Source organism: Pseudomonas sp. NPDC079367, assembly GCF_044542195.1.
Lineage (GTDB): Bacteria > Pseudomonadota > Gammaproteobacteria > Pseudomonadales > Pseudomonadaceae > Aquipseudomonas.
Genome location: NZ_JBITTW010000003.1, coordinates 37,283 through 60,700, shown reverse-complemented (window position 1 = coordinate 60,700; position 23,418 = coordinate 37,283). Strand labels below are relative to the sequence as shown.

Sequence of the window (23,418 nt, the reverse complement as noted above, 5' to 3'; positions counted from 1 at the left end):
GTTTCCAGAAAACAAACGCCACCCTACTCTAGGCCCATCCGACGAACCTGCAGGACAAAGTCATGAGCCAGATTTCCAGCCAGACCCACGCCATCTCGATCAACCCCGCCACCGGCGAGCAGATCGGTCACTACGCGTTCGAATCCGCCGCTGCCCTTGATGCAGCACTGACCCGCGCCGCCTATGGCTTCGGCAAGTGGAAGCGCAAGCCGCTGCAGGACCGTTCGCGCCTACTGACCGCCCTCGCCGGCGCGCTGCGTGAAACCGCCGAAGCCATGGCGACGATGATCACTCGGGAAATGGGCAAGCCGATCGCTCAGGCTCGTGGCGAAATCGAGAAGTGCGCCAAGCTCTGCGAGTGGTACGCCGAACACGGCCCGGCCATGCTCGACGCCGAGGCCACTCAGGTCGAAGGCGGCAAGGCGCGCATTGAGTACCGCCCGCTGGGACCGATTCTGGCAGTGATGCCGTGGAACTTCCCGATCTGGCAGGTGCTGCGCGGCGCGGTGCCGACGCTGATCGCCGGCAACACCTACGTGCTCAAGCACGCGCCGAACGTGATGGGCAGCGCTTACCTGTTGCGCGATGCGTTTGTTCGCGCCGGTTTTCCCGAGGGCGTGTTTGAAGTGATCAACGTCACCCAGGAAGGCGTTTCCAGCGCCATTGCCGATTCGCGCATCGCCGCTGTGACGCTGACCGGCAGCGTCCGCGCCGGTATGGCCATCGGCGCTCAGGCCGGTGCGGCGTTGAAGAAGTGCGTGCTGGAACTCGGCGGCTCCGATCCGTTCATCGTGCTCAACGATGCTGATCTGGATGAGGCGGTGCACGCGGCGGTGGTCGGTCGCTATCAAAACTCTGGCCAAGTCTGCGCGGCTGCCAAGCGCTTGATTATCGAACAAGGTGTGGTGGAAGAATTCACCCGCAAGTTTGTTGAAGCTACGCACCAGTTGAAGATGGGCGATCCGCTCAACGCCGACACCTATATCGGGCCGATGGCGCGTTTCGATCTGCGTGATGAACTCGATCAGCAAGTGCGCGACACCCTTGAAGAAGGCGCGACGCTGCTGCTCGGCGGAAGAAAAGCCGAGGGCGCCGGCAATTACTACGAACCGACTGTGCTGGCCGATGTGACCGACCGCATGACCTCGTTCAAGCAAGAGCTGTTCGGCCCGGTTGCCTCGATCATCACCGCCCGCGATTGTGCGCACGCCGTAGCCTTGGCCAATGACAGCGATTTCGGCCTGACCGCCACGATCTACACCGCCAACGTCGCGCTGGCTGAACAATTGACCAGCGAACTGGAGACCGGCGGTGTATTCATCAACGGCTACTCCGCCAGCGACCCGCGCGTGACCTTTGGCGGCGTGAAGAAGAGCGGCTTCGGTCGTGAGCTGTCGCACTTTGGCGTACGGGAATTCTGCAACGCGCAGACCGTGTGGCTGGATCGTAAATAATCCAGACACGCTGAAGGCCTGCTCGCGAGAGCGTCCCGTCAGTCACCGCTGCATCGCCTGACATACCCTCTTCGCGAGCAAGCCCGCTCCCACCCGGGAACCGCAGCGTCTATTGGGGCGCAACATATTTCCATTGTGGGAGCGGGCTTGCTCGCGAAAGCATTCGGTCAGTCACCGCTGCATCGCCTGACATACCCGCTTCGCGAGCAAGCCCGCTCCCTCCCGGGAACCGCAGCGTCTACTGGGGCGCAACATATTTCCATTGTGCGAGCGGGCTTGCTCGCGAAAGCATTCGGTCAGTCACCGCTGCATCGCCTGACATACCCGCTTCGCGAGCAAGCCCGCTCCCACCCGGGAACCGCAGCGTCTATTGGGGCGCAACACATTTCCATTGTGGGAGCGGGCTTGCTCGCGAAAGCATTCGGTCAGTCACCGCTGCATCGCCTGACATACCCTATTCGCGAGCAAGCCCGCTCCCATCCGGGATCCGCAGCGCTTATTGGGGCGCAACACATTTCCATTGTGGGAGCGGGCTTGCTCGCGAAAGCATTCGGTCAGTCACCGCTGCATCGCCTGACATACCCTCTTCGCGAGCAAGCCCGCTCCCATCCGGGATCCGCAGCGCTTATTGGGGCGCAACATATTTCCATTGTGCGAGCAACTCGTCAGCATCGAGGTTGCCCATCGGCTCCAGCCTTCTATAGTGAACAGGTCCGCCTTGCCCTTGAGCGCTGTCCATGGTCACCACCGAACACCTGATCATCTGCGAGCACTGTGACTGCGTGTACGAAAAGGTCGTGCTCGCCAAGCATCAGAAAACCCTGTGCGTGCGTTGCGGTGGTGTACTGCAGCGCTTCAACGGGCTGACCATCGAGCAGCGTCTGGCGCTGACGTTCACGGCGGCGATGCTGTGGCTGTTCGCCAATTTCTACCCGGTGATGAGCATCAGCCTCAAAGGCATGAAAAACAGTGCGACGCTGTGGGATTCGGTGCTCGCGCTGAGCCAGGGACCGATTACTTTCATCGCCATGGTCGCGGCGATTGCAATCATCATTGCCCCGGCCTTTCAGCTGGTGTTGCTGATCTGGGTGCTGAGTTTTGCCCTCGGCCTGCGCAGGGCACCGGGGTTCAATCTGTGCATGCGCTGGCTGGAAACCCTGCGGCCGTGGAGCATGCTTGAAGTGTGTCTGCTGGGGGCGATGGTTGCGGTGTTCAAACTGGCCGGCCTGCTCGATGTGCTGCCCGGGATCGGCCTGTTCGCCCTGGCGGTGCTGAGCCTGATGATGATCCGCATTGCCGGCCGCGACATCCGCGAACTCTGGGACATTTTATGAAGCGTCCACCGACTGCCAGCGAACTCAACCTGTGCCTGTGTCACAGCTGTGGCCTGGCCTGTGACATGACCGACGAGCCACACGAATGCCCGCGCTGCGACGCGCCGCTGCATCGGCGCAAGACCAATTCGCTGACGCGCACCTGGGCGTACATGCTCGCCGCGCTGGCCTTTTATGTTCCAGCCAATCTGCTCCCGGTGATGAACACGATGATGCTCGGCAACGGCGCCGACAGCACGATCATGAGCGGCGTGCTGGAGTTCTGGGAGGCCGGGGCGTGGGACATTGCCTTGATCATTTTCATCGCCAGCATCGCGGTACCGGGAGTCAAATTCGTCGCCCTGACCTTGCTGCTGGTCACGGTGCAGCGAAACAGCGATTGGGCGCGCAAGGAGCGTTCGAAGCTGTACCGCTTCGTCGAGCTGATCGGCTATTGGTCGATGCTCGACGTGCTGGTGGTCGCACTGGTCGCAGCGCTGGTGAAATTCCAGGCGCTGGGCGATATCGAGCCACGACCGGGAATCCTGTTCTTTGGCCTGGTCGTGGTGTTCACCATGCTCGCTGCGATGAGTTTCGACCCGCGTCTGATCTGGGACAAGGACACCAGCGACACGATCAGCGACGCAGCGTCTCCAACAACACCTGCAACGGATGACGCAGCGCCTGAGCCGACTGGCGCTTGACCTGGCTGCGGCAGGAATAGCCGGTCGCCAACGCCTCGCCCTGCTCCGCCACTGCTTGGATCTGACGCGCCCACGACTGCTCATAGATGAGCGCTGAAGTCTGCCGGTTGCGCGCTTCATGGCCGTAAGTGCCGGACATGCCGCAGCAACCGGTGGCTTGTGTGGCGAGCTTCAGACCAGCACGTTCGAAGACCTGTTCCCACTGGCGGGTCGCGGCCGGCGCGTTGGTTTTCTCCGTGCAATGGGCGAGCAGACGGAACGCTTTGGGCTGAACCTCAGGCGCCTGCTCCGGCATGACCTTGAGTAACCATTCCTGCACCAGCGCGACTTCTGGACATTCATTCAGGCCCGGCACTTTCAGGTATTCCTGGCGATAGACCAGAGTCATCGCCGGATCCAGCCCCAGCAAGGGCACTCCGGACTGCGCCAGCGCCTGCAATTGCCCAGCGTTGCGCAACGCCGCGCGATTGAACGCCGAGAGAAAGCCCTGCACATGCAGCGGTTTGCCATTGGCGCTGAACGGTGCGAGATAGACCTGATAACCCAGACGCGAAATCAGCTCGACCAGATCCGCCAACAGCGGCGCTTCGAAGTAGCGGGTGAAGGCGTCCTGCACGATCACCACGCTGCGTTCGCGTTGCTGCGGGGTGAGCGCCGACAGCGCCGCAACGGTCGCGGGCTGCACCCGCCAACGGCGCAGCGCAGCGTGGAAATCGAAGCGGCTGAGCAACGGCACATCGACCATGCCCCCGACCCGCGCCAAGGCACTGCGCACCCGGTCCGCGCCCATCAAACCGTTGTACAGCGCCGGAATCCGCGCCATGTACGGGATGGTGTACTCCAGCGAGGCGATCAGATAATCCCGTGCCGGACGCAGGTAGCGGCTGTGATACAGCTCGAGAAAGCGCGAGCGAAATTCCGGCACGTTAACCTTCACCGGGCACTGCCCCGCGCAGGATTTGCAGGCCAGGCAACCGGCCATGGCGTCGTACACTTCATGGGAAAAGTCTGCCGACGGATCGCGACTGTTGCGCCAGCGCTGCCACAGCGTGCGGAAAAACGCCGGTTTGCGGATCGCATCCGACAGCACGTCGACACCCGCCTCGCCCTGCAACCGCAGCCATTCGCGAATCAGCGAGGCACGCCCCTTGGGCGACTGCGCACGTTCGCGGGTGGCTTTCCACGACGGGCACATGGCGTCATCAGGATCGAAGTTGTAGCAGGCGCCGTTGCCATTGCAGTGCATGGCCGCGCCGTAGCTTTGCCAGACTTTCTCGTCGATTTGCCGATCAAGCTCACCGCGCAGAGTCACTTCATCGATCTTCAGCAGCGCTGCACCGCTGTTCGCTGGCGTGGCGATTTTACCCGGGTTGAACTGGTTGAACGGGTCGAACGCCGCTTTCAAGGCTTGCAGCGCCGGGTACAACTCGCCGAAGAATGCCGGCGCATACTCCGAACGCAGGCCCTTGCCGTGTTCACCCCAAAGCAGGCCGCCGTAGCGCTGGGTCAGTGCGGCGACGCCATCGGACACCGGGCGCACCAACGCCGCTTGCAGCGGGTCTTTCATGTCGAGAATCGGCCGCACGTGCAGTACGCCGGCGTCGACATGGCCGAACATGCCGTACTGCAAATCATGGCTGTCGAGCAGGTCGCGCAGCTCAGCGATGTATTCAGCCAGGTGCTGCGGCGGCACGGCGGTGTCTTCGACGAAAGGCTGCGGACGGGCCTCGCCGGCGACGTTGCCAAGCAGGCCCACCGCACGTTTGCGCATGCCGTAGACCTTGTTTACCGCTGCTTGACCGACCGCCAGCGTATGGCCCAGACGCTCCACCGTGCGGTCATTTTGCAAGTGTTGGATGAACGCTTCAACGCGGTGCTGCAAATCTTCCAGGTCATCGCCACAGAACTCGACCAGGTTGATGCCCAGCGTCGGGCGCTCGGCACTTTCTGGAAAATATTCGGCAACGCCGTGCCAGACGATGTCCTGCATCGCCAGCAGCAAGACCTTGGAATCGACGGTTTCAATCGACAACGGCTTGAGCGCCATCAACGCCCGCGCATCGCGCAGCGCATCCATGAACCCGGCGTAGCGGATATTGACCAGCATCGTGTGCTTGGGAATCGGCAGCACGTTCAATCGCGCTTCGACGACAAAACCCAGCGAGCCTTCCGCGCCACAGAGCACGCTGTTGAGATTGAAGCGCTGATCGTCCTCACGCAGGTGCGCCAGGTCATAACCGGTCAGGCAGCGGTTGAGGTCGGGGAAGCGTGCCTTGATCAACTCGCCCTGCTCATCAATGATCTGCCGAGCGCAACGGTAGACCTCGCCGACCCGATCGGCGCGAGCGCACTGTGCTTCAAGCTCGTTTTCTTCCAGCGGCAGACCGTGCAAACGCTCGCCGCCGCGCAGAATCATCTGCAGCTCCAGCACGTGGTCGCGGGTCTTGCCGTAGGTGCAACTGCCCTGGCCGCTGGCGTCGGTATTGATCATGCCGCCGACCGTGGCGCGGTTCGAGGTCGACAGTTCAGGGGCGAAGAACAGCCCGGCGGATTTCAATGCGGCGTTGAGCTGGTCCTTGACCACCCCGGCCTGCACGCGCACCCAGCGTTGTTCAACGTTGATTTCCAGAATGCGATTCATGTGCCGCGAGAGGTCGACGACGATACCGTCCGTCAGCGATTGGCCATTGGTGCCGGTGCCACCGCCGCGCGGGGTGATCACCACTTTCTCGTACGCCGGTTCGGCAATCAGCCGCGCCACCCGCGCGACGTCTTCGGCGTCCAGCGGAAACACCGCCGCTTGCGGCAACCGCTGATAGATCGAATTGTCGGTAGCGAGCACCACGCGGCTGGCGTAATCGGCGCTGATTTCACCGCGAAAGCCGCTGTTTTTCAGGGCGGCAAGGAATTGTTGGTAATCGCCGGTCAGGGCTTTGGCGGGCGATAGCTGGGCAATCATCGGTCAGGTTATCTCGGTCAAATCGGGCGGCGTGGCGGTGAACAGTTGTGCCCAACGAATGATTGCGTCAGGCTCCGCCATCTGAATGCGCCCATGTTCTTTGCTGAAGAACCATGGAACAAGCGTAAATTCGACCCGCTATCGATGAGTTTTACGAATGAATCCGCGCTCGCTCACGCCGTCCATGTCGCTGTTGCTCGCTTTCGAAGCCGCCGCTCGGCACGAAAGTTACACCCGCGCCGCCCATGAACTGTCGTTGACGCAGAGTGCGGTCAGCCGTCAGGTACAGATTCTCGAGAAGATGCTCGGCATGCGCCTGTTCAGCCGCGAAGGCCGGCAGGTGGCGCTGACCGATGTTGGACGCATGTATCAACGCGAGCTCACCGAAGCCCTCGGGCAGATTCGCAGCGCCACTTTGCAGGCGATGGCGTTTGGTTCGGGCATTCACAGCCTGCGCCTGGCAACGCTGCCGACCTTCGGTTCGAAATGGCTGCTGCCACGGCTGAAGGATTTCTATACGGCGCACCCGGGCATGACCGTGCACCTGCATTCGAGGATCGAAACCATCGATTTCGATATCAGCGAAATCGACGCGGCCATCTGTGTCGGCGGCGGTGATTGGCCGGGCCTGACCGCCCTGCCCCTGCACACCGAAGAACTGGTGGCGATTGCCAGCGCGCAGCTGTCGGCGACTGAACGCGACGAGGCCGAGCGGCACATCAGCGAGCAGTTGCTGCTCAATGTCAGCAGTAACGCCCAGGCGTGGGCGGAATGGTTCAGCCACTACCAGCTGCCGCATCGCCGCATGAGGATCGGGCCGAGCTTCGAAATGACCTCGCACTTGATTCAAGCGGTACGCGCCAATATAGGCGTGGGCCTGGTACCGCGCATTCTGGTCGAGGAAGAATTGTTCAAGGGCGAATTGCTGCAATTGGGCGAACCGATTACCAGCCGGCGCAGTTATTACCTGGTGTATCCGCCGCGCAATGAGAATTTGCCTTCGCTGAAGGCGTTCAGGGATTGGCTGCTGGAGACGCTTTGATTCGTGGGCCTTTTCGCGGGCAAGCCCGCGATGGGGCCCGTCCCGACGCGATCAAAACCTCGGCTTGACCGCCCGCCAATCCGCCTTGTAACGCTGCATCTGCCGCACATCATCCCTCTGGCGAATCCCGCACGTCAGGTACTGATCATGCAGCTTGGCCAGTTGTTCGGGGTCCAGTTCCAACCCCAGCCCGGGCGCGCGAGTGATCTTCACGCAGCCATCGACAATCGGCAGCTTGCCGCCCTTGATCACCTCCTCGTCCGGCTCCTGCCACGGGTAATGGGTGTCGCAGGCGTAATCCAGATTCGGCACCGCCGCCGCGACGTGGGCCATGGCCATCAGGCTGATGCCCAGGTGCGAGTTGGAATGCATCGACACACCGAGGCCGAACACGTCGCACATTTTCGCCAGTGCCTGCGTATCACGCAGGCCACCCCAATAATGGTGGTCGGCGAGGACGATCTGCACGCTGTTCTGCGCAACGCTGCGGCGGAACTCGTCGAAATCGGTCACCACCATGTTGGTCGCCAGTGGCAAACCCGTGCGCTTGTGCAGTTCGGCCATGCCATCAAGGTCGGGCGTCGGGTCTTCGTAGTACTGCAGATCATCGCCGAGCAATTCGGCCATGCGAATTGCCGTCTCCAGCGACCAGTTGCCGTTCGGGTCGATGCGCAGCGGAAAACCCGGAAAGGCTTTTTTCAGCGCTTTGATACATGCCACTTCATGCTCCGGCGGCAAGGTGCCGGCCTTGAGCTTGATGCTCTTGAATCCGTACGCCTCAATCATCCGCGCGGCCTGCGCCACGATCTGCTGCTCGCTCAGCGCCTCGCCCCAGTTGTCGGGTTTGTAGGGCGAGTCGATATGTTCGGCGTATTTGAAAAACAGGTAAGCGCTGAACGGCACTTCATCGCGGATTGCACCGCCGAGCAGATCCACCAGCGGCACATTGAGGTAATGCGCCTGCAAATCGAGAAACGCCACTTCGAACGCCGAGTAGGCGTTGCTCACCGCTTTGCTGGCGTGGGAACCGGGAGCCAGTTCGGCGCCAGCGACGCTGGCGGGTTTATTCGCTGCCACGGTGGCCTGCACGATCGCGCGCAGTTGATTGAGGTTGAACGGATCAAGGCCGATCAACTGGCTCTGCAATTGCTGCTGGATCGCCAGCGCCGGGGCATCGCCGTAGCTCTCGCCGAGGCCGATGTAGCCATTGTCACTTTCAATCTCGATGATCGAGCGCAGGGCAAAGGGCTCATGGATGCCACTGGCATTGAGCAGTGGCGGATCGCGGAAGGCGATCGGGGTGACGCTGACACGGGTGATTTTCAAGATGACGCTCCTGACAGATCAACAATCGATTCAGTGGCTCGTGGCCGGATGAGCCGCCGCAACAACGGCAGTCTCGTCCTCAGGCTTTGCCGGGGTTTTACCTTTAGCGCCAGGCCCTGTACGGGCGAAGAAGATCACTACCGCAGCGATCAGGGATGTCGCCGCCAGGCCATACAGGCCACCCTCGATGGAGCCTGTGGTTTGTTCGAGAATGCCGAACGCGGTCGGCGCGACGAAGCCGCCAAGGTTGCCGATGGAATTGATCAGCGCGATCACCGCCGCAGCGATGCGCGCATCCAGATAGCTCTGTGGAATCGGCCAGAAAAGCGCCGACGCCGCTTTGAAGCCGATGGCCGCGAAGCAGATGGCAACGAAGGCAAACACCGGCCCGCCAGTGGTCGACATGAACATGCCGAAGGCTGCGATCACCAGCGTCAGCGCGACCCAGGCCTGCTGGAATTTCCATTTACCGGCCATCGCTGCGAAACCGTACATGGCGATAATCGAGATGATCCACGGAATGGAGTTGAGCAGCCCGACCTGGAAGTCGCCGAGATTGCCCATCTTTTTGATCATGCTCGGCAGCCAGAACGTCGCGCCGTAAATGGTCAGCGCGATGGAGAAATAGATGAAGCAGAACAGCGCGATTTGCCGGTCGGCCAGCAGCTTGAACATCGACGGCCTGGCGACCTGCACTGCTTCTCGGGCGCGCTGTTCTTCGGCGATCGCCGCAACCAGCGCTTCACGCTCCTCCTCGCTCAGCCATTTGGCTTCACGCGGGTGCGATTGCAGCCAGAACCAGACGAATGCGCACAACACCACCGACGCTGCGCCTTCGATCAGAAACATCCACTGCCAACCGTGCATGCCCAACCCGCTGACATGCAACAGCGCACCGGACACCGGGCCGGAAATGACCGAGGCAATCGCCGAACCGCTGAGAAACACCGCCATGGTTTTGCCGCGCTCGGACGCTGGCAGCCACTGGGTGAAGTAATAAATAATTCCCGGGAAGAACCCGGCCTCGGCCGCGCCGAGAATAAAGCGCAGCACGTAGAAGCTGGTTTCACCTTGAACAAACGCCATCGCCATGGCCGCAGCGCCCCAGGTGAACATGATCCGGGTCAGCCAGACCCGCGCGCCGTAGCGCTGCAACAGCATGTTCGACGGCACCTCGAACAAAGCGTAACCGATGAAGAACAGCCCGGCGCCAAGTCCGTAAGCCGCTGCGCCGATACCCAGATCGGTCTCCAGATGGCTGCGCACGAAGCCGATGTTGACCCGATCGATGTAATTGACGATGAACATCACCACGAACAGCGGCAGCACGTGGCGTTTGACCTTGGCGGCGGCGCGGGCGAGTACCGTGATGTCAGGCGGACTTTGAACGGTTTTCAAGGGGCGACTCCCGATCTTGTTTTTTTAGGGATGACTTGAAGCGATGGGCTGATCATGGATGTCGCGCATTGATCCCGTCTAATCTAAACTGGCATTCGATTGATACCCGGATTAAATCAATGTTCGAGCTCACCCAGCTGCGCTGCTTCACCACGGTCGCCACCGAACTCAACTTTCGCCGCGCCGCCGAACGGCTGAACATGACCCAGCCGCCGCTGAGTCGGCAGATTCAGCTGCTGGAGCATCACCTCGGTGTAGAGCTGTTCACCCGCAGCACCCGCAGCGTTGCGCTGACGGCGGCGGGCCGGGCTTTTTTTGTCGAAGCGCAGAACCTGCTGGAGCGTGCCCAGCAAGCGGCAATCACCGCCCGCCGGTTTGCCGAGGGTGACATCGGCTCGGTGAATATCGCGTTCGTCGGCAGCGCGGTGTATGAGTTTCTGCCCAAGGTGATCGCCGAAGCGCGACTGAAACAGCCGCAAGTGAAAATCGATCTGGCAGAAATGAACACCTATCAGCAGCACGAGGCCTTGCGCGCCCGCCGTATCGACTTGGGCATTGCCCGGGCGCCATTGCAGGAACCGGGTTATGCCACCGAATGTTTGGTGCGGGAACCGTTCGTGCTGGCGGTGCCGAGCGGGCATCGATTGGCAAACACGGCTGACGTGTCAGTGGGTGATCTGGATAAACAGCCGTTCCTGATGTACTCCCACGAAGCCTATCCACCGTTCAACGAACTGTTGACCGGCACCCTGCGTTCAGCGCGGGTGGCACCGGATTACGTGCAGTGGCTGGGCTCATCGCTGACGATTCTGGCGTTGGTCAACGCTGGCATGGGCCTGGCGCTGGTGCCGCGCTGCGCAACCAGCGTGGTGTTCAGGAATGTAGTGTTTCGCGAAATCGATCTGGGCGAAGGAGTGCAGAGCGAACTGCATCTGATCTGGCGGGAGAACAATGACAACCCGGCATTCGCGATGTTGCTGGAGGCGATTCGCCGGGCGGTGGCGCTGGGTTGGGGCTGAGAGTTATCGTGGCAGTCCATATTTGAGCGGCGGCGGAGCGCTCGGTGCTTTGATCAGCGGCTCCTCCAGCGGTTTGCCGTCCGGCCCTTTGAAAAGACGTTCGTATTGTTTTGGCATTAGCTGCGGCGCTCTGGCGAGTGTCATGATGAACCCTCTGATACCGGGCTGAACTCAACCCACTTGACTTGCGCGAAATCTATCAGCAAAAGTTCGGCGCCAAAAGGCGCAGACTGGCCGTCGTCATTGACCCAACGTGGATTCTGCATCACGAACTGCCCGCAGCCGGACTCGGATGGCCATAAAGCCCAAAGCCTTTGTGCCCGGGCATCCCAGGTGCCTGCAGAAAATCCCTTCGAGCCAATCCACAGACAAAGTTGCCCACCGCCAACACCGCGCCCTGAATCACAAACGTAAACATCAGCGCCTGCACGATCTGACCAAACGTATCCGGTCGCTTGAACGCCGTAAGTGAATAGAAGACCCAGGCCGATAGAAACCCGGGAATGAGGTACTGCAACAGCGGAATGATTTCCTTGACCAGATCATCCATGATCCGAGGCTCCTTTTCGTCATGCCGGCCCATCACCGGCCGACATTCAAAGCCTAGTCGAGGATTTTGCAGCGCCGCGCAGGCAACTGTCACAGACCATTGCGGCGGTCAGCCGGAGCCTCCATCCCATGAAAAAAGGCAGACACCGGGCTTCGGTGCCTGCCTTTTTGCGAATAAAGCAGCTGCCTACAGGCAGTCACGCACCGATTGGCGCAGCGACCCGGACTTGGCCCATGGCGGCCCCTGGTAAAGGGACACTTTGCTGCCGTCCTTGTACTTGACGATATCGAGAATCTCATCGGCGGTGATGATGCTTGGCGCGGTAATCCGGTAGCCATTGGAAATCGACATCTGTGATGTCCTGGCGACGTCCTTCTGCCACAACGGTAACAAACAAGCGGCATATTCCCGGGGAGGCTTTTCACTGGTCTTGCTCAGGTTTGGCTCGCCCGGCACCAACGATGCGGGTAATGAGCAACCCGCCAACAAGGCCAGGGTCAAGGTGCCGATCCATACGCGCATGCTGTTTACCTGTTCAGAAAAAACGTGAATGTACCGTTTAACTGCCCGCACATCCATCGTGGCACCCCGCCGTTACGGGCGACTGGACAATTATTTACATCCATTCAGCCGAGCGTCAGATGACCTGGCTGCATCTGGAAAAATGCGGCTACTCTTTTCTACCGAGAATGTTCTGGAGGTGATCATGCGGCTCAATGAATACGAACACGAACTTCAACGGGATTTGCAAAGCGTGGCATCCGATCTGAGATGGTCGGCAGTCGATCTCAAGCGCATCGCTGAACAACTGCGCAAATCCGGCAACGAGGCAGACGCCCAGACTGTATTGCGGTCTTGCGAAATTCTGCAAAGCGACGAGGAAAGATTGCAGATTTATGCCAGGGAGGTAAAAGCCCGGACGATCAGCCGAATCAAGGTTCACTGACACGCCTTAAACAAGAAGCCCCGGTCGAAACCGGGGCTTTTTCGTTACAACGCGTCAACTACCATCGTGGGTTTGCACCTGCCGGGAACGCTTTTTGTAACCGGGAAGCGCCGCGGCGTAGGCCATCGCCTCCTCCCTGCTGGTGAATGACGCCAATCGGTCGCCCTGCGTGCAAACCCGCCATGGGCCGTTGTTCACGCTGAGCACGTCATACCCGTTCATGTGCAGCTTGTTCAGCATTGGAATGCTCATGAGCACCTCCTTTTTGCCAACGGTGTTTGGGGTACGTACTCACCTTACACCCGGTCCCCGCTCCGGTGTAAACCCGATTGCCACCTGACCCTGTCAATTGACTGGCACTTTTTGCGCTGCAAATAGCTCCCACTTCAAGAGGAACCTTTAAATCCGCCTGCGGCTCGAATATTGCAGTTCAATTACAGTTTTATGACACGCATCTACAAGGTATTCATGAAAGTACGCGCTACCGTCATTTGCGAACAGGACCGCCATATCCTCCTGGTGCGCAAACCCCGCCATCACTGGTCACTACCCGGCGGCAAGGTTGAGCCCGGGGAAACTCGCGCGGCCGCAGCCGTGCGCGAGTTGCAGGAGGAAACCGGGCTGAATGCCGAGGAAGTGCTGTACCTGATGGATCTGCAGGCGGGCAGTACGCAGCATCATGTTTATGAGGCTTCGGTGGCCAACCTCGATGATGTACGCCCGCAGAACGAAATTGTCGACTGCATCTGGTACCCGCTCGATGCCGTGCACAATCTCGAAACCAATGACGCGACACGGCGCATCGTGCAGGCCTTTCAACGGCGTTTATAGAGGTCAGCCGGCGAAGGCCCGGCGTCCAGCGCTCATTTCAGTGCGCAACTCGGCGATGAAATTGGAAACATCCCGAATCGTGACCAAGTGCTCGGGAGAAACGCCATCAAGCAAGAGTTCGACACGCCCGCTGCCCGGCTCATACACCTTGATTCGCAACAGACCCTGTCCGTTCGGTGTGCAATCACACTTGTACGTGGGAAAGCCTGACTCGACGATGCGGCAAATATCGGCAATGGCAAGCATGGACGGACGCCTCGCAGGCGGAGAATTGACCCATCGAGCATAGTTGCACGACGTGTTATTTGCCCGGCCCGCAAATGCCAAGCCGATCACAAATTGCGCGCTCCACTCAGTGCGCGTCCTGATCCCAAATCCAGTTCCACATGCCGGGCAGAGTCACGGGTTCAGCGCTTTGCTGGACCGTACGCGCCAGCGCTGCTTGTTCCAGCGCAGCCTGATCGTCGTAGAACGGCTTGTCCGCCAGCTTGACCCCGGTCGCCGCGGCGCTATCGAGCAGAATCTGCAGATACTCTCGCGTGTGTCGTGCCGTGTAGCGATTGAGATCATGGAACGTCACCACCACCGGAATCACACCATCCACGGTCGGCAGTTGGCCAACAGCGATGCGTTCCCGTACTTCGGATAACTGCCGCAACATGTTTGCGCGGCGCCGCGGGCTGGCGTTAAAACCCCAGATCTTGCCGTCGTTGGCACTCAGGTCGGTGAGCAGGACGTGCAAGCCATGTTTCTGATAAGCCGCAAATGTCCGTTTGTCGTAGTTCCAGAATGGCGGGCGCAACAGCTTGGGCGGAGCCCCGGCGATAGCGGCGATATCAGCGCTGCCATCGGTCAGCGACTGCTCCAGTTCTTGTGGGTCAAGCAAGCGATGGTTGGTGTGCCAATGCGTTGCGGTGTGAAAAGCGAGAATATGCCCCTCGGCGTGTTCACGACGCATCAGGCTGCGGCCGATCTCGCTGTTACCTGCCCTCGGCGCTCGGGTCTGCACGAAAAACACTGCTTTGATGTTTGCCTGCGCTGGATTGCTTTTAAGACTGTCGAGCACCGTGGCCGTCGGGTTCCACAATCCCGAAGCGCTGGGGCCATCATCAAACGTCAGGAGAAAACGTACGGGCGGTCGGGATTGCAGGCGTGTTTCGGTTTGCGCGGTCATCTCGATCGGCGCGGCGATGCAGCCAGCCAGACCCAACGCGATGAGCGCAGCACAAAAAAATTTGCATCCGGATGTCATGTTTTGCCCTGAGTCCGGCCACCGCCGTCGTGTTGTCGAATGGCAAAACTCCTTCGCCCTTGTCCCTCCCCGCGCCGCTATCGGCGAGCGCAGGTTGGATAAGGTACACAGGGTTTGGTTCCAGTGCTGGTTTTCAGTGCGTCAAGGCGTTTTGAAATGAAGTGTCGATAATGCCTGCCGTGGCCAGCGGGGCCGGTAGTGCCTTGACTTTGAACAGGAAGTCCGCCGTGCTCTGCAAATCCGCTGCCGCCTGCTGATCCACCGGCCCGACGGTCATGTGCGCCTGGCGCAACCAGTGCCGCGAGACTTGTTGATCGAGATTGGCCTTCTTCGCCCAGAGGTCGGCGTACTCGTCGGTGTGGTTATCCACCCAGGCGCGCGCCTGTTTCAATCGTGCGAGAAAATCGGCAATCGCCGCACGCTTGCTGTCGATAGAAGACGTCGACGCAGCGATGGCGCTCAACCCCGGCATCAGGTTTTTCGCGGTCAGAATCGGTCGAGCGCCGGAGAACACGATCTGTTGCGAGATATACGGCTCCCACACTGGAAAGGCGTCGATGCTACCCTGCGGCAGAGCGGCGGCCGCGTCGATCGGCATCAGCTTGACGAAATCGACGTAGTTTTCCGGCAGACCGCCCTGCTCCAGCGCACGCAGGGTCAATTGCTGACTCCAGGCTCCGGGCCAGTAAGCGACTTTTTTGCCCTTGAGGTCGGCGATGGTTTTCACTGGCGAATCCTTGGGCACCAGCAAGGCAATGGTGTCGGGGTTCTGCCGCGATACGCCGATCAGTTTCACGGGTGCCTGCCTGGCAGCAAGGAACAGGAAGCCTGAATCGCCGAGAAACCCCAGATCCAGCGAGCCGGCCTGCAACGCCTCGGCGAGCGGTGCGGCAGCCTGGAAATGTTTCCAGTCAACCGTGTAAGGCGCGTCCTTCAACACACCTGATGCCTCAATCGAAGCGCGGATGTTGTAGTAGTTTTGATCGCCCACATGCAGGACCACTGGCTCCGCAGCGTAGGCAAGTGGGGAGGTCAACAAGGCAGCGCTCAGCACGCGGCGGAGCACACGAGAAAGCTTCATGGCGAGTCCTGCAGAAGTGGTTTGCATAGACCTTAACGCTCTTGATTTTTATTTTTAAATTCTAATTTCGCATAACGTAAGCTCGTTATTTTCACATTGATAAAGGCGATGTTCGGGCGCGACTAGACTGAAAACTCCTTGAGGAGATTTCAGCCATGTGCGCAAGACTCACCCAGTACTGCGGGATTCATGATTTCGTCGCGGTGCTGAACATGCCCGACGCGTTGATCAATCATGTTGGTGACGCGCCGCTGAATCGCTACAACGCAGCGCCCACCACTGCGCTGGCGGTTCTGCATCAACACGAACAGTCCGTTCATGCCAACGATCTGCGCTGGGGCTGGCGCCCGCACTGGGCGAAGAATCGTGCCGCGCCCATCAACGCTCGGGTGGAAAAAGTCGCCCACGGCGCGTTTTTCAGGGCGATCTGGCGGCAGCGGCTGATCGTGCCCGTCGACAACTGGTTTGAGTGGGTTGATAGCGGGGAAAAATCCCGACAGCCCTGGTTGATTCGTCGGGCGGATCACGCCCCGGTTTTCTGTGCTGGCATCGGCCAATTTCCTGCACCGGGAGTTCTACCAAGGGAGGACGACGGATTCGTCATCATCACCGCCGACAGCCTGGGCGGCCTGCTCGATATTCATGATCGCCGTCCCGTGGTCTTCGATGCGCAACATGCTCGTGAATGGCTTGATCCGGCTACGTCACACGAGCGCGCCGAGCAGATGCTGCTTTTTGAAGGCGAGCCCAGTGATGCCTTCGAATGGCACAAAGTCGGCAAAGCGGTCGGTAATACGCGTAATCAAGGTGCGCATTTGATAGAACGCGTCGACTAGATCATTCCACCATCCCAGCGTTGTTCAAACGAGCCCACTGCAGAATCCCTCGCGTTACAAAAAGTGTTTCAACCGCGAAACAACAACTCTTGAACGCCCTTCGATCTGGCTAACCGCCTGTCTGACATTTCGACAGTCATACATACATTTTCGCGCGCTGCGGATAGCATGCGCGCCGCCTTTCCGATTGGTATACCAATTGACCAAAGAGTCAAAGAAATCAGGAATCCATCAACAACTTTCAAGCCTTGCAGAGAAATAAGTGAGCGACGATTTTGCAATCAAACAGGTCAGCGGCCTGAAGTGTGTCCATCTGTCCAAGACAGAACGCCTGGAACTCGACTGTTTTATCGGCCATTACATCAAGACCCGAAACTTGCACAGCGTGCCCGACATCGAACGCACCCTGCGCAACGCCCTCGAGGGTTATCCCGGCCACCCGCCGGTGATGGTCAATGAGCTCAATGCTTGGATCGACAGGACGTTGGGGTACCGAGCAACTTACCCGGACTTCACGCAGCTGGAAGACCTCTGAAATGCAAAGAGCCCCGCTGATGCGGGGCTCTTTGCAGGTGCAATTCAAGGCTTGAGCGGACGCTCCTGATCGCGGTCAGACAGCTCGCGACTGTCGTCGTGCTTCCAGGTTTTTTCCTGCCTCTTTTGCCGCTCGATCTCTTCCTCTGTTGGCTCATCCTGATTCGGACGCGTTTGCTCGTTTGCCATGTCCACCTCACTCAGAACAGTTGATCATCCCTGAAAGGGTAGAACATTTTCCCACGCCGGAATTCACCCACGATTTCAGCTCCGCACGGCGTACCATAGCGCTCTCAGAACTTACGTCAGGAAGACGCCATGCTGTACCGAATCGCCGCCGACGGGCTGGTGCTGTTTCACTTGTGTTTCATCTTGTTCGTGCTGTTCGGCGGGCTGCTGGTGCTGCGCTGGCCACGGCTACTGTGGCTGCACCTGCCAGCGGCCGCCTGGGGCGTGGCGGTTGAGGTGCTGCACTTGAACTGCCCGCTGACCTATTGGGAAAACCTGATGCGCCACGCGGCCGGGCAGACCGAATACGCCGGGGGTTTTATCGAGCATTACATCTGGCCGATCATCTATCCGGCAGGTCTGACGCCGCAGATTCAATTGGCCCTCGGCAGTGTGGTGCTGGCGGTCAACCTGCTGGTATACGCACGACTGCTTCGTTCGTGGAAACTGCGCCGCGCCCGGCGCATTCCGTTTTAACGCGAGGCCGTTTTCAACGTCTCCAGCCACTGCGGATCGAAGCGTGGCTGGTCTGGATCAAGACCCAGCGCCTGCATTCGCGCCTTGTGCTGTTCGACTTCCTCACGCAATTGGCCGTGATCGCTGGAATTGCCGTCCAGCTCGTGCATCTGCAGCAATCCGAGGTGGTAGAAACGCAACACCTTCATCGCTGTAGGATCGTTGCGTTGCACCGCGGCGGTTACTTGATGCATCACGTTAGTGATGCTCATCAGGTTGCGTTTGAGGCGCCAGCTGTACACCGCCGGGGCCATCCAGGTCTGGTGCCAGAAACGCCCGCGCAACAGCGCCGCCGTCAGCAGGAATGCCACAAATACGCCGCCAACATTGAAGCGCAGATTATCCCCGTCCGGTTCACCAAACAGAGCCACAGCGACAGACGAAAACAACATGGCCAACAGCAAAAACAGCACAGCGATGATGACTGTGCTGCGGCGGGTCTGCTGACGAAAGGTAGCGGGGTCCATCGGCTGAATCTCGAACATCAAAAATGACTTCCCTGAGTGACAAAAGGCGCAACGCAAAAAACTCGCCGACGCATTATCGCATCGCACAGGGTTTTAGCTATGCTGGGGCTCCTTTTCATCTTTTCAGCGTCCAACGGGGACATGGCGGTACAGCGCAGATCGTGCCATCTTCATTCATGGATACACACTATTCGGGTGCTCTCCGCTGCGTTGCGGATGGCATCGTTTTAAGGATCACTGCATGACCCAACGACACGTAATCAATGCCTCGGTCAGCCCGAAAGGCAGCCTGGAAACCCTTTCTCAACGTGAAGTTCAGCAACTGAGCGAAGCCGGATCCGGCAGCACCTATACCCTCTTCCGCCAGTGCGCCCTGGCTATCCTCAATACCGGCGCGCATGTCGACAACGCCAAGACCATCCTCGAAGCCTACAAGGACTTCGAAATCCGTATTCACCAGCAGGATCGCGGTGTACGCCTGGAGCTGCTGAACGCTCCGGCCGACGCGTTCGTCGATGGCGAGATGATCGCCAGCACCCGTGAAATGCTCTTCAGCGCCCTGCGCGACATCGTCTACACCGAGAACGAACTCGACAGCCAGCGCATCGATCTGAGCAACTCCCAGGGCATCAGTGACTACGTGTTTCACCTGCTGCGCAACGCGCGCACCCTGCGCCCGGGCGTCGAACCGAAGATCGTGGTGTGCTGGGGCGGCCACTCGATCAACACCGAAGAATACAAATACACCAAGAAAGTCGGCCACGAACTGGGCCTGCGCAGCCTCGACATTTGCACCGGTTGCGGACCGGGCGTGATGAAAGGCCCGATGAAAGGCGCAACCATCGCCCATGCCAAGCAGCGCATCCATGGCGGTCGCTACCTCGGTCTGACCGAGCCAGGCATCATTGCCGCCGAAGCGCCTAACCCGATCGTCAATGAGCTGGTGATCCTGCCGGACATTGAAAAGCGCCTGGAGGCCTTCGTCCGTGTTGGCCACGGCATCATCATTTTCCCGGGCGGCGCCGGTACTGCCGAAGAGTTCCTGTACCTGCTCGGCATCCTGATGCACCCGGACAACGCAGGCCTGCCCTTCCCGGTCATCCTCACGGGACCGAAGCATGCCGCGCCGTATCTGGAACAGCTGGATGCGTTTGTCATTGCGACCCTCGGCGAAGCGGCCAAGCAGCATTACGAGATCATCATCGATGACCCGGCCGAAGTAGCGCGCCAGATGAATCAAGGCCTGAAAGCGGTGAAGCAGTTCCGCCGCGAACGTAACGATGCCTTCCATTTCAACTGGCTGTTGAAAATCGATGAGGGCTTCCAGCGTCCGTTCGATCCGACCCACGAAAACATGGCCAACCTGAAACTGCACCGCGACCAGCCACCGCATGAACTCGCGGCCAACCTGCGCCGGGCGTTCTCCGGGATTGTGGCCGGCAACGTCAAGGACAAGGGCATTCGTCTGATCGAAGAGCACGGGCCGTATCAGATCCGTGGGGATGCGGCGATCATGCAGCCGCTCGATGCACTACTCAAAGCCTTCGTCGCTCAGCACCGGATGAAACTGCCGGGTGGCGCGGCGTATGTGCCGTGTTACCAGGTCGTCGCATAACACCAGGCTGTCACACAAACCCAATGTGGGAGCTGGCTTGCCAGCGATAGCGGTCTCTCATTCAACAGAGACGTTGAATCAGATGACGCTTTCGCGAGCAAGCTCGCTCCCACAGGGTTTATGGTGTGGCGTAAATTGTATCCACAACCTCAATCCCCCCTCCGGGAGCAGGCTGCTCGCGAAAAGGCCCAACAGAATCCATCATTCTTTCAGGCTATTCACCAAGCGCCCAGCCAATGCCTTGGCCTGCAACGCCACATCCGTCACCGCCGTACTCTCCCACCACATCCCACGCAATGGCGGGCCCATCGCAAACAGCTGAGAACTCACGCGCCCTTCGGCATCGACTACCGCACCGTCCACCGCTGCGATGCCTAACGCCAGAGGCCCCGGCTGCACCAGTCCGCGCGCCAGTAATTGCTGCGGCAATGGCCGAGCGACCCGTCGCCAGTCATATTCGATGCCGCTGGAGTTGATCAGCGCCGCACCGCTTACGACGCAAGTTTCGGCCTCACCGCGCGGACGAATACCAATCCTCACAGCATCGTCAGTGCCGGGCTCAAGCCCTGTGAACGACGCGGCATGAATGCGCAAGCGCCCTTCGTTGTGCAGCCGCTCGATCAATTCGGCACTCAGCGGTGGCGAGCGGTGATGGTGACTCTCCCACCACGGCCGCACATGCCGTACGAATTGTCGACGCTGCACGTCGGTCGCCTGACTCCACAGACGTGCAATATGCGCCCGAACCGTGTCCAGTGGCGCCTGCCAATCGATACCCTGAGCGATGGCGTCGCGACAGTGCCGACGCAGTTCGCGCAACAGTTGGCGGGGTGTGCGGATGCGCTCATCCTGCGCCAGAAAATCTGCCCAGGCCGGCGGTTGCCGGCGAACATGCGGCAGCAGGCCATGCCGGGAGAAGACCTCGATCGGCCCGCGATGCCCGGCCTGCTCCAGCGACACCACGGCATCGACCATGGTCAGACCGGAACCGATGATCAACACGGTGGATTGCGGGGCGAGTTGGCGCATGGTCGCGACATCCCAAGGATCGAGAGCGGCTGCGTTAAGGCCACTGGACTGTGTCTGTGGCGTGCGAGCGGCGGGAAACATCCCGGTGGCCAACACGGCCCGGGATCCGCGCAAAATCCGTTCATCGCTCAAGGTGAGCTGCACTGAACCAGCATCGACTTGCAGGTCGACGGCCTCCGCACGGACGTGTTCAACGAACGAACCTTGCTGCGCGCCGACCGCCCGTGCCTCAGCCAGACGCTGTTGCACATAGACCCCGAACAAACCACGCGGAGGAAACAGTTCACTGACTGGCACATCCTGCTCAGCCGACTCCGGCCAGCCGCCGGCCGCAATATGTTCCCTCAACCACTGTGTCAGGTCGTCGGGATTATCGGGGTCGACGCTCATCCGCGCCGCGTTGCCGTTCAGGGTATGCCCCAGCTCGACCGCGCTGTAAGCCTCACCACGTCCCAGTTCATCACGCGGCTCGATGAGCAGAATCCGCCGTTGCCCAGGCAGGCGTAACAATTGCACCGCCAGCATCGTGCCGCTGAGGCCGCCGCCGATGATCAGGATGTCGTCAGGCTGCTCCATTCAGATCACCACATTGCGCACGAACCACGCTGCGACTTCGCCATCGTTGCGGTAGGAGTGCGGTTGATTGCTGGCGAACATGAAAAACTCTCCTTTATGGATGTGCTGCGGCTGATCGCCCAGCATCAGCGTCAGGCAACCTTCAAACACGTAAATCTGCTCGCTCCAGCCATCGGCATCCGGTTGCGAGGGGTAGACCTCACCCGGTTGCAGGCACCATTCCCACTGTTCGACTTCACGGGTCGCGGTGGCTTTGGACAGTAGCACGGCTCTGCTGCCCGCTATAGTGCCCGCCCAGGCCACCTCGTTGATCCGGCTCGGATCGCGCGCCTCGGGCGCCTGAATCAGATCGCTGAAGGCCACCTCGAGCGCTTCGGCAACTCGATCAAGCGTGGTCAGACTGACGTTCTTTTCGCCCGCCTCGATCGCCACCAGCATCCGTCGGCTGACCCCGGATTTTTCTGCCAGCGCGGTCTGGCTCATGTCCGCAGCATGGCGCAGGCGCCGGACGTTCTGGCTGACGTGTTGCAGGACGGAGGCTCGCTGAGTTGAATCTTTGTGCACTATATTGCTCACTCGATGGGGTTGGGCAGTATACTGCGCAACGTTGGCGGCATTGTGCGGCCTCCCTTTTACAGTGCGCAAGGTCATGATGTCGCCGAACATTTCTCCCTCCCGAATCCGCTTTTCCCGTTTCAGCAAAGCCGAGTGTGTGCTGGTACTGATCACCATGATCTGGGGCGGCACCTTTCTGCTGGTGCAGCACGCCATGACTGTCAGCGGCCCGATGTTTTTCGTCGGCCTGCGCTTTGCCGCAGCGGCGGCGATCGTCGCGCTTTTTTCCTGGCGCCACCTGCGCGAGTTGACCTTGTTCGAAGTGAAAGCCGGGTCGTTCATCGGTGTAGCGATCATGCTCGGTTACGGCTTGCAGACGGTCGGGCTGCAAAGTATCCCGAGCAGCCAGTCGGCGTTCATTACTGCGCTGTATGTGCCTTTTGTGCCGCTGCTGCAATGGCTGGTAATGGGAAGGCGCCCGGGATTGATGCCAAGCATCGGGATCATGCTGGCGTTCACCGGGTTGATGTTGTTGTCAGGCCCTTCGGGTGCGTCCTTGAATTTCAGCCCAGGAGAAATTGCGACACTGATCAGCGCCGTAGCGATTGCTGCCGAAATCATTCTGATCAGCACGTTCGCCGGGCAGGTGGACGTGCGACGCGTGACCGTGGTGCAACTGGCCGTGACCGCGGTGTTGTCGTTCTTGCTGGTGGTGCCGACCGGTGAAGTGATTCCGGATTTTTCCTGGTTGTTGCTCGCGACGGCTTTAGGCCTGGGCGCAGCCAGTGCGGCGATTCAAGTGGCGATGAATTGGGCACAGAAAAGTGTTTCGCCGACTCGCGCGACGTTGATCTATGCCGGTGAACCAGTATGGGCGGGAATCGTCGGACGGATGGCCGGGGAACGGTTGCCGGCCATTGCGCTGGTGGGTGCCGGGCTGATTGTTGTGGCGGTAATTGTCAGTGAGCTGAAGACCAAAGGAAATATGGTTCAAGCCCAGGATGAGCGGGAGCGGAAAACGCTTGGCTAGGTTGCGCGCCCCTTTACTATCGCGAGCAGGCTCATTCGACGCGTTGCATATAGCAGGAGTGATCCTGCTCGCGATAAGGCGATCAACGGTAAATTCGCCTCGTTGAAACAACACTAAACATAAAATTTGAGACTACTTTGTAGGATTCTGAGACATC

24 protein-coding genes and 1 pseudogene are annotated in these 23,418 nt (G+C 59.8%); 12 read left to right on the top strand and 13 right to left on the bottom strand.

Annotated features, from left to right (window positions below; translation table 11 throughout):
• The first annotated feature begins 62 nt into the window (after window positions 1–62).
• The 3 genes from ACIGDJ_RS06450 (at window position 63) to ACIGDJ_RS06440 (ending at window position 3,471) form a co-directional block, all read left to right on the top strand.
• On the top strand, window positions 63–1,454 hold the full coding sequence (locus ACIGDJ_RS06450) for an aldehyde dehydrogenase family protein (protein WP_313004858.1): 1,392 nt from the start codon (window positions 63–65) through the stop codon (window positions 1,452–1,454).
• A gap of 737 nt (window positions 1,455–2,191) precedes the next feature.
• Window positions 2,192–2,788: a paraquat-inducible protein A gene (locus ACIGDJ_RS06445; RefSeq protein ID WP_101155129.1), complete on the top strand. Its 597-nt coding sequence runs from the start codon at window positions 2,192–2,194 to the stop codon at window positions 2,786–2,788.
• Window positions 2,785–3,471, top strand: a complete 687-nt coding sequence (locus tag ACIGDJ_RS06440; RefSeq protein WP_397478522.1) for a paraquat-inducible protein A — start codon at window positions 2,785–2,787, stop codon at window positions 3,469–3,471. Before ACIGDJ_RS06445 ends, ACIGDJ_RS06440 begins: the two co-directional genes overlap by 4 nt.
• Here ACIGDJ_RS06440 and ACIGDJ_RS06435 read toward each other — a convergent pair.
• Window positions 3,404–6,430: an FAD-binding and (Fe-S)-binding domain-containing protein gene (locus tag ACIGDJ_RS06435; protein WP_397478523.1), complete on the bottom strand. Its 3,027-nt coding sequence runs from the start codon at window positions 6,428–6,430 to the stop codon at window positions 3,404–3,406. The genes ACIGDJ_RS06440 and ACIGDJ_RS06435 overlap by 68 nt on opposite strands.
• Window positions 6,431–6,587: 157 nt before the next feature.
• On the opposite strand from ACIGDJ_RS06435, the gene ACIGDJ_RS06430 reads away from it, so the two are divergent.
• Entirely contained in the window at window positions 6,588–7,472 is an 885-nt protein-coding gene (locus ACIGDJ_RS06430; RefSeq protein ID WP_101155135.1) for a LysR substrate-binding domain-containing protein, read from the top strand.
• A gap of 51 nt (window positions 7,473–7,523) precedes the next feature.
• On the opposite strand, the gene ACIGDJ_RS06425 is transcribed toward ACIGDJ_RS06430, so the two are convergent.
• Together ACIGDJ_RS06425 and ACIGDJ_RS06420 are read right to left on the bottom strand one after the other, a co-directional pair.
• On the bottom strand, window positions 7,524–8,798 hold the full coding sequence (locus tag ACIGDJ_RS06425; RefSeq protein ID WP_397478524.1) for a glucarate dehydratase family protein: 1,275 nt from the start codon (window positions 8,796–8,798) through the stop codon (window positions 7,524–7,526).
• Between the two features lie 30 nt (window positions 8,799–8,828).
• Window positions 8,829–10,196 (bottom strand): MFS transporter, encoded by a 1,368-nt coding sequence (locus ACIGDJ_RS06420; RefSeq protein WP_397478525.1) that lies wholly within the window; start codon window positions 10,194–10,196, stop codon window positions 8,829–8,831.
• Window positions 10,197–10,315: 119 nt separating this feature from the next.
• Here ACIGDJ_RS06420 and ACIGDJ_RS06415 point away from each other — a divergent pair, with 119 nt between their 5' ends.
• Window positions 10,316–11,215, top strand: coding sequence for a LysR family transcriptional regulator (locus tag ACIGDJ_RS06415; RefSeq protein WP_101155141.1), 900 nt, complete (start codon window positions 10,316–10,318; stop codon window positions 11,213–11,215).
• Window positions 11,216–11,355: 140 nt separating this feature from the next.
• Here the strand turns inward: ACIGDJ_RS06415 and ACIGDJ_RS06410 are convergent.
• A pseudogene (locus ACIGDJ_RS06410) lies at window positions 11,356–11,765 on the bottom strand (hypothetical protein).
• Between the two features lie 186 nt (window positions 11,766–11,951).
• Window positions 11,952–12,287 carry a hypothetical protein gene (locus ACIGDJ_RS06405; RefSeq protein WP_313004848.1) on the bottom strand — a complete coding sequence of 112 codons (336 nt, stop codon included), beginning with the start codon at window positions 12,285–12,287 and terminating at the stop codon, window positions 11,952–11,954.
• Window positions 12,288–12,471: 184 nt separating this feature from the next.
• On the opposite strand from ACIGDJ_RS06405, the gene ACIGDJ_RS06400 reads away from it, so the two are divergent.
• Entirely contained in the window at window positions 12,472–12,711 is a 240-nt protein-coding gene (locus ACIGDJ_RS06400) for a hypothetical protein (protein WP_101155145.1), read from the top strand.
• Between the two features lie 54 nt (window positions 12,712–12,765).
• On the opposite strand, the gene ACIGDJ_RS06395 is transcribed toward ACIGDJ_RS06400, so the two are convergent.
• The gene (locus tag ACIGDJ_RS06395; RefSeq protein WP_101155147.1) at window positions 12,766–12,963 is read right to left on the bottom strand and encodes a DUF2188 domain-containing protein; all 198 of its coding nucleotides are present in this window, start codon (window positions 12,961–12,963) and stop codon (window positions 12,766–12,768) included.
• A gap of 216 nt (window positions 12,964–13,179) precedes the next feature.
• Between ACIGDJ_RS06395 and ACIGDJ_RS06390 the strand changes: the two genes are divergently transcribed.
• Window positions 13,180–13,542 carry an NUDIX hydrolase gene (locus tag ACIGDJ_RS06390; RefSeq protein WP_101155373.1) on the top strand — a complete coding sequence of 121 codons (363 nt, stop codon included), beginning with the start codon at window positions 13,180–13,182 and terminating at the stop codon, window positions 13,540–13,542.
• 3 nt (window positions 13,543–13,545) lie between these two features.
• Here ACIGDJ_RS06390 and ACIGDJ_RS06385 read toward each other — a convergent pair whose 3' ends face one another.
• The 3 genes from ACIGDJ_RS06385 to ACIGDJ_RS06375 all read right to left on the bottom strand — a co-directional run bounded on the left by ACIGDJ_RS06385 (window position 13,546) and on the right by ACIGDJ_RS06375 (window position 15,875).
• Entirely contained in the window at window positions 13,546–13,788 is a 243-nt protein-coding gene (locus ACIGDJ_RS06385) for a DUF1652 domain-containing protein (RefSeq protein ID WP_101155149.1), read from the bottom strand.
• Window positions 13,789–13,894: 106 nt separating this feature from the next.
• The gene (locus ACIGDJ_RS06380) at window positions 13,895–14,794 is read right to left on the bottom strand and encodes a polysaccharide deacetylase family protein (protein WP_101155150.1); all 900 of its coding nucleotides are present in this window, start codon (window positions 14,792–14,794) and stop codon (window positions 13,895–13,897) included.
• 133 nt (window positions 14,795–14,927) lie between these two features.
• A complete protein-coding gene (locus ACIGDJ_RS06375; protein ID WP_397478526.1) occupies window positions 14,928–15,875 on the bottom strand; it encodes an ABC transporter substrate-binding protein in 948 nt (315 codons plus the stop codon).
• Window positions 15,876–16,030: 155 nt separating this feature from the next.
• On the opposite strand from ACIGDJ_RS06375, the gene ACIGDJ_RS06370 reads away from it, so the two are divergent.
• Entirely contained in the window at window positions 16,031–16,711 is a 681-nt protein-coding gene (locus tag ACIGDJ_RS06370) for an SOS response-associated peptidase (protein ID WP_397478527.1), read from the top strand.
• A gap of 262 nt (window positions 16,712–16,973) precedes the next feature.
• On the top strand, window positions 16,974–17,246 hold the full coding sequence (locus tag ACIGDJ_RS06365; RefSeq protein ID WP_101155156.1) for a hypothetical protein: 273 nt from the start codon (window positions 16,974–16,976) through the stop codon (window positions 17,244–17,246).
• Between the two features lie 44 nt (window positions 17,247–17,290).
• Here ACIGDJ_RS06365 and ACIGDJ_RS06360 read toward each other — a convergent pair whose 3' ends face one another.
• Complete coding sequence (locus ACIGDJ_RS06360) at window positions 17,291–17,434, bottom strand: hypothetical protein (RefSeq protein WP_178081126.1); 144 nt, start codon at window positions 17,432–17,434, stop codon at window positions 17,291–17,293.
• Between the two features lie 129 nt (window positions 17,435–17,563).
• On the opposite strand from ACIGDJ_RS06360, the gene ACIGDJ_RS06355 reads away from it, so the two are divergent.
• Window positions 17,564–17,950, top strand: coding sequence for a DUF2784 domain-containing protein (locus ACIGDJ_RS06355; protein WP_101155158.1), 387 nt, complete (start codon window positions 17,564–17,566; stop codon window positions 17,948–17,950).
• Here ACIGDJ_RS06355 and ACIGDJ_RS06350 read toward each other — a convergent pair.
• Complete coding sequence (locus ACIGDJ_RS06350; protein WP_101155160.1) at window positions 17,947–18,474, bottom strand: DUF3087 domain-containing protein; 528 nt, start codon at window positions 18,472–18,474, stop codon at window positions 17,947–17,949. The genes ACIGDJ_RS06355 and ACIGDJ_RS06350 overlap by 4 nt on opposite strands.
• A gap of 223 nt (window positions 18,475–18,697) precedes the next feature.
• Here ACIGDJ_RS06350 and ppnN point away from each other — a divergent pair, with 223 nt between their 5' ends.
• The gene (gene ppnN / locus ACIGDJ_RS06345) at window positions 18,698–20,071 is read left to right on the top strand and encodes a nucleotide 5'-monophosphate nucleosidase PpnN (protein WP_313004833.1); all 1,374 of its coding nucleotides are present in this window, start codon (window positions 18,698–18,700) and stop codon (window positions 20,069–20,071) included.
• Window positions 20,072–20,272: 201 nt separating this feature from the next.
• On the opposite strand, the gene ACIGDJ_RS06340 is transcribed toward ppnN, so the two are convergent.
• Window positions 20,273–21,676, bottom strand: a complete 1,404-nt coding sequence (locus ACIGDJ_RS06340; RefSeq protein WP_101155164.1) for an FAD/NAD(P)-binding protein — start codon at window positions 21,674–21,676, stop codon at window positions 20,273–20,275.
• Window positions 21,677–22,240 (bottom strand): helix-turn-helix domain-containing protein, encoded by a 564-nt coding sequence (locus tag ACIGDJ_RS06335; protein WP_101155375.1) that lies wholly within the window; start codon window positions 22,238–22,240, stop codon window positions 21,677–21,679.
• An 85-nt stretch (window positions 22,241–22,325) separates the two neighbouring features.
• Between ACIGDJ_RS06335 and ACIGDJ_RS06330 the strand changes: the two genes are divergently transcribed.
• Window positions 22,326–23,261 carry a DMT family transporter gene (locus ACIGDJ_RS06330; RefSeq protein WP_101155166.1) on the top strand — a complete coding sequence of 312 codons (936 nt, stop codon included), beginning with the start codon at window positions 22,326–22,328 and terminating at the stop codon, window positions 23,259–23,261.
• The last annotated feature ends 157 nt before the right edge of the window (window positions 23,262–23,418 follow it).

What these genes read in the sequence shown, in the direction of transcription:
- ACIGDJ_RS06450 (WP_313004858.1), top strand. Translation starts at nt 63, where the DNA reads ATGAGCCAGATTTCCAGCCAGACCCACGCCATCTCGATCAACCCCGCC.
- ACIGDJ_RS06445 (WP_101155129.1), top strand. Translation starts at nt 2,192, where the DNA reads ATGGTCACCACCGAACACCTGATCATCTGCGAGCACTGTGACTGCGTG.
- ACIGDJ_RS06440 (WP_397478522.1), top strand. Translation starts at nt 2,785, where the DNA reads ATGAAGCGTCCACCGACTGCCAGCGAACTCAACCTGTGCCTGTGTCAC.
- ACIGDJ_RS06435 (WP_397478523.1), bottom strand. Translation starts at nt 6,430, where the DNA reads ATGATTGCCCAGCTATCGCCCGCCAAAGCCCTGACCGGCGATTACCAA.
- ACIGDJ_RS06430 (WP_101155135.1), top strand. Translation starts at nt 6,588, where the DNA reads ATGAATCCGCGCTCGCTCACGCCGTCCATGTCGCTGTTGCTCGCTTTC.
- ACIGDJ_RS06415 (WP_101155141.1), top strand. Translation starts at nt 10,316, where the DNA reads ATGTTCGAGCTCACCCAGCTGCGCTGCTTCACCACGGTCGCCACCGAA.
- ACIGDJ_RS06405 (WP_313004848.1), bottom strand. Translation starts at nt 12,287, where the DNA reads ATGCGCGTATGGATCGGCACCTTGACCCTGGCCTTGTTGGCGGGTTGC.
- ACIGDJ_RS06400 (WP_101155145.1), top strand. Translation starts at nt 12,472, where the DNA reads ATGCGGCTCAATGAATACGAACACGAACTTCAACGGGATTTGCAAAGC.
- ACIGDJ_RS06395 (WP_101155147.1), bottom strand. Translation starts at nt 12,963, where the DNA reads ATGAGCATTCCAATGCTGAACAAGCTGCACATGAACGGGTATGACGTG.
- ACIGDJ_RS06390 (WP_101155373.1), top strand. Translation starts at nt 13,180, where the DNA reads ATGAAAGTACGCGCTACCGTCATTTGCGAACAGGACCGCCATATCCTC.
- ACIGDJ_RS06385 (WP_101155149.1), bottom strand. Translation starts at nt 13,788, where the DNA reads ATGCTTGCCATTGCCGATATTTGCCGCATCGTCGAGTCAGGCTTTCCC.
- ACIGDJ_RS06380 (WP_101155150.1), bottom strand. Translation starts at nt 14,794, where the DNA reads ATGACATCCGGATGCAAATTTTTTTGTGCTGCGCTCATCGCGTTGGGT.
- ACIGDJ_RS06375 (WP_397478526.1), bottom strand. Translation starts at nt 15,875, where the DNA reads ATGAAGCTTTCTCGTGTGCTCCGCCGCGTGCTGAGCGCTGCCTTGTTG.
- ACIGDJ_RS06370 (WP_397478527.1), top strand. Translation starts at nt 16,031, where the DNA reads ATGTGCGCAAGACTCACCCAGTACTGCGGGATTCATGATTTCGTCGCG.
- ACIGDJ_RS06360 (WP_178081126.1), bottom strand. Translation starts at nt 17,434, where the DNA reads ATGGCAAACGAGCAAACGCGTCCGAATCAGGATGAGCCAACAGAGGAA.
- ACIGDJ_RS06355 (WP_101155158.1), top strand. Translation starts at nt 17,564, where the DNA reads ATGCTGTACCGAATCGCCGCCGACGGGCTGGTGCTGTTTCACTTGTGT.
- ACIGDJ_RS06350 (WP_101155160.1), bottom strand. Translation starts at nt 18,474, where the DNA reads ATGTTCGAGATTCAGCCGATGGACCCCGCTACCTTTCGTCAGCAGACC.
- ppnN (WP_313004833.1), top strand. Translation starts at nt 18,698, where the DNA reads ATGACCCAACGACACGTAATCAATGCCTCGGTCAGCCCGAAAGGCAGC.
- ACIGDJ_RS06340 (WP_101155164.1), bottom strand. Translation starts at nt 21,676, where the DNA reads ATGGAGCAGCCTGACGACATCCTGATCATCGGCGGCGGCCTCAGCGGC.
- ACIGDJ_RS06330 (WP_101155166.1), top strand. Translation starts at nt 22,326, where the DNA reads ATGATGTCGCCGAACATTTCTCCCTCCCGAATCCGCTTTTCCCGTTTC.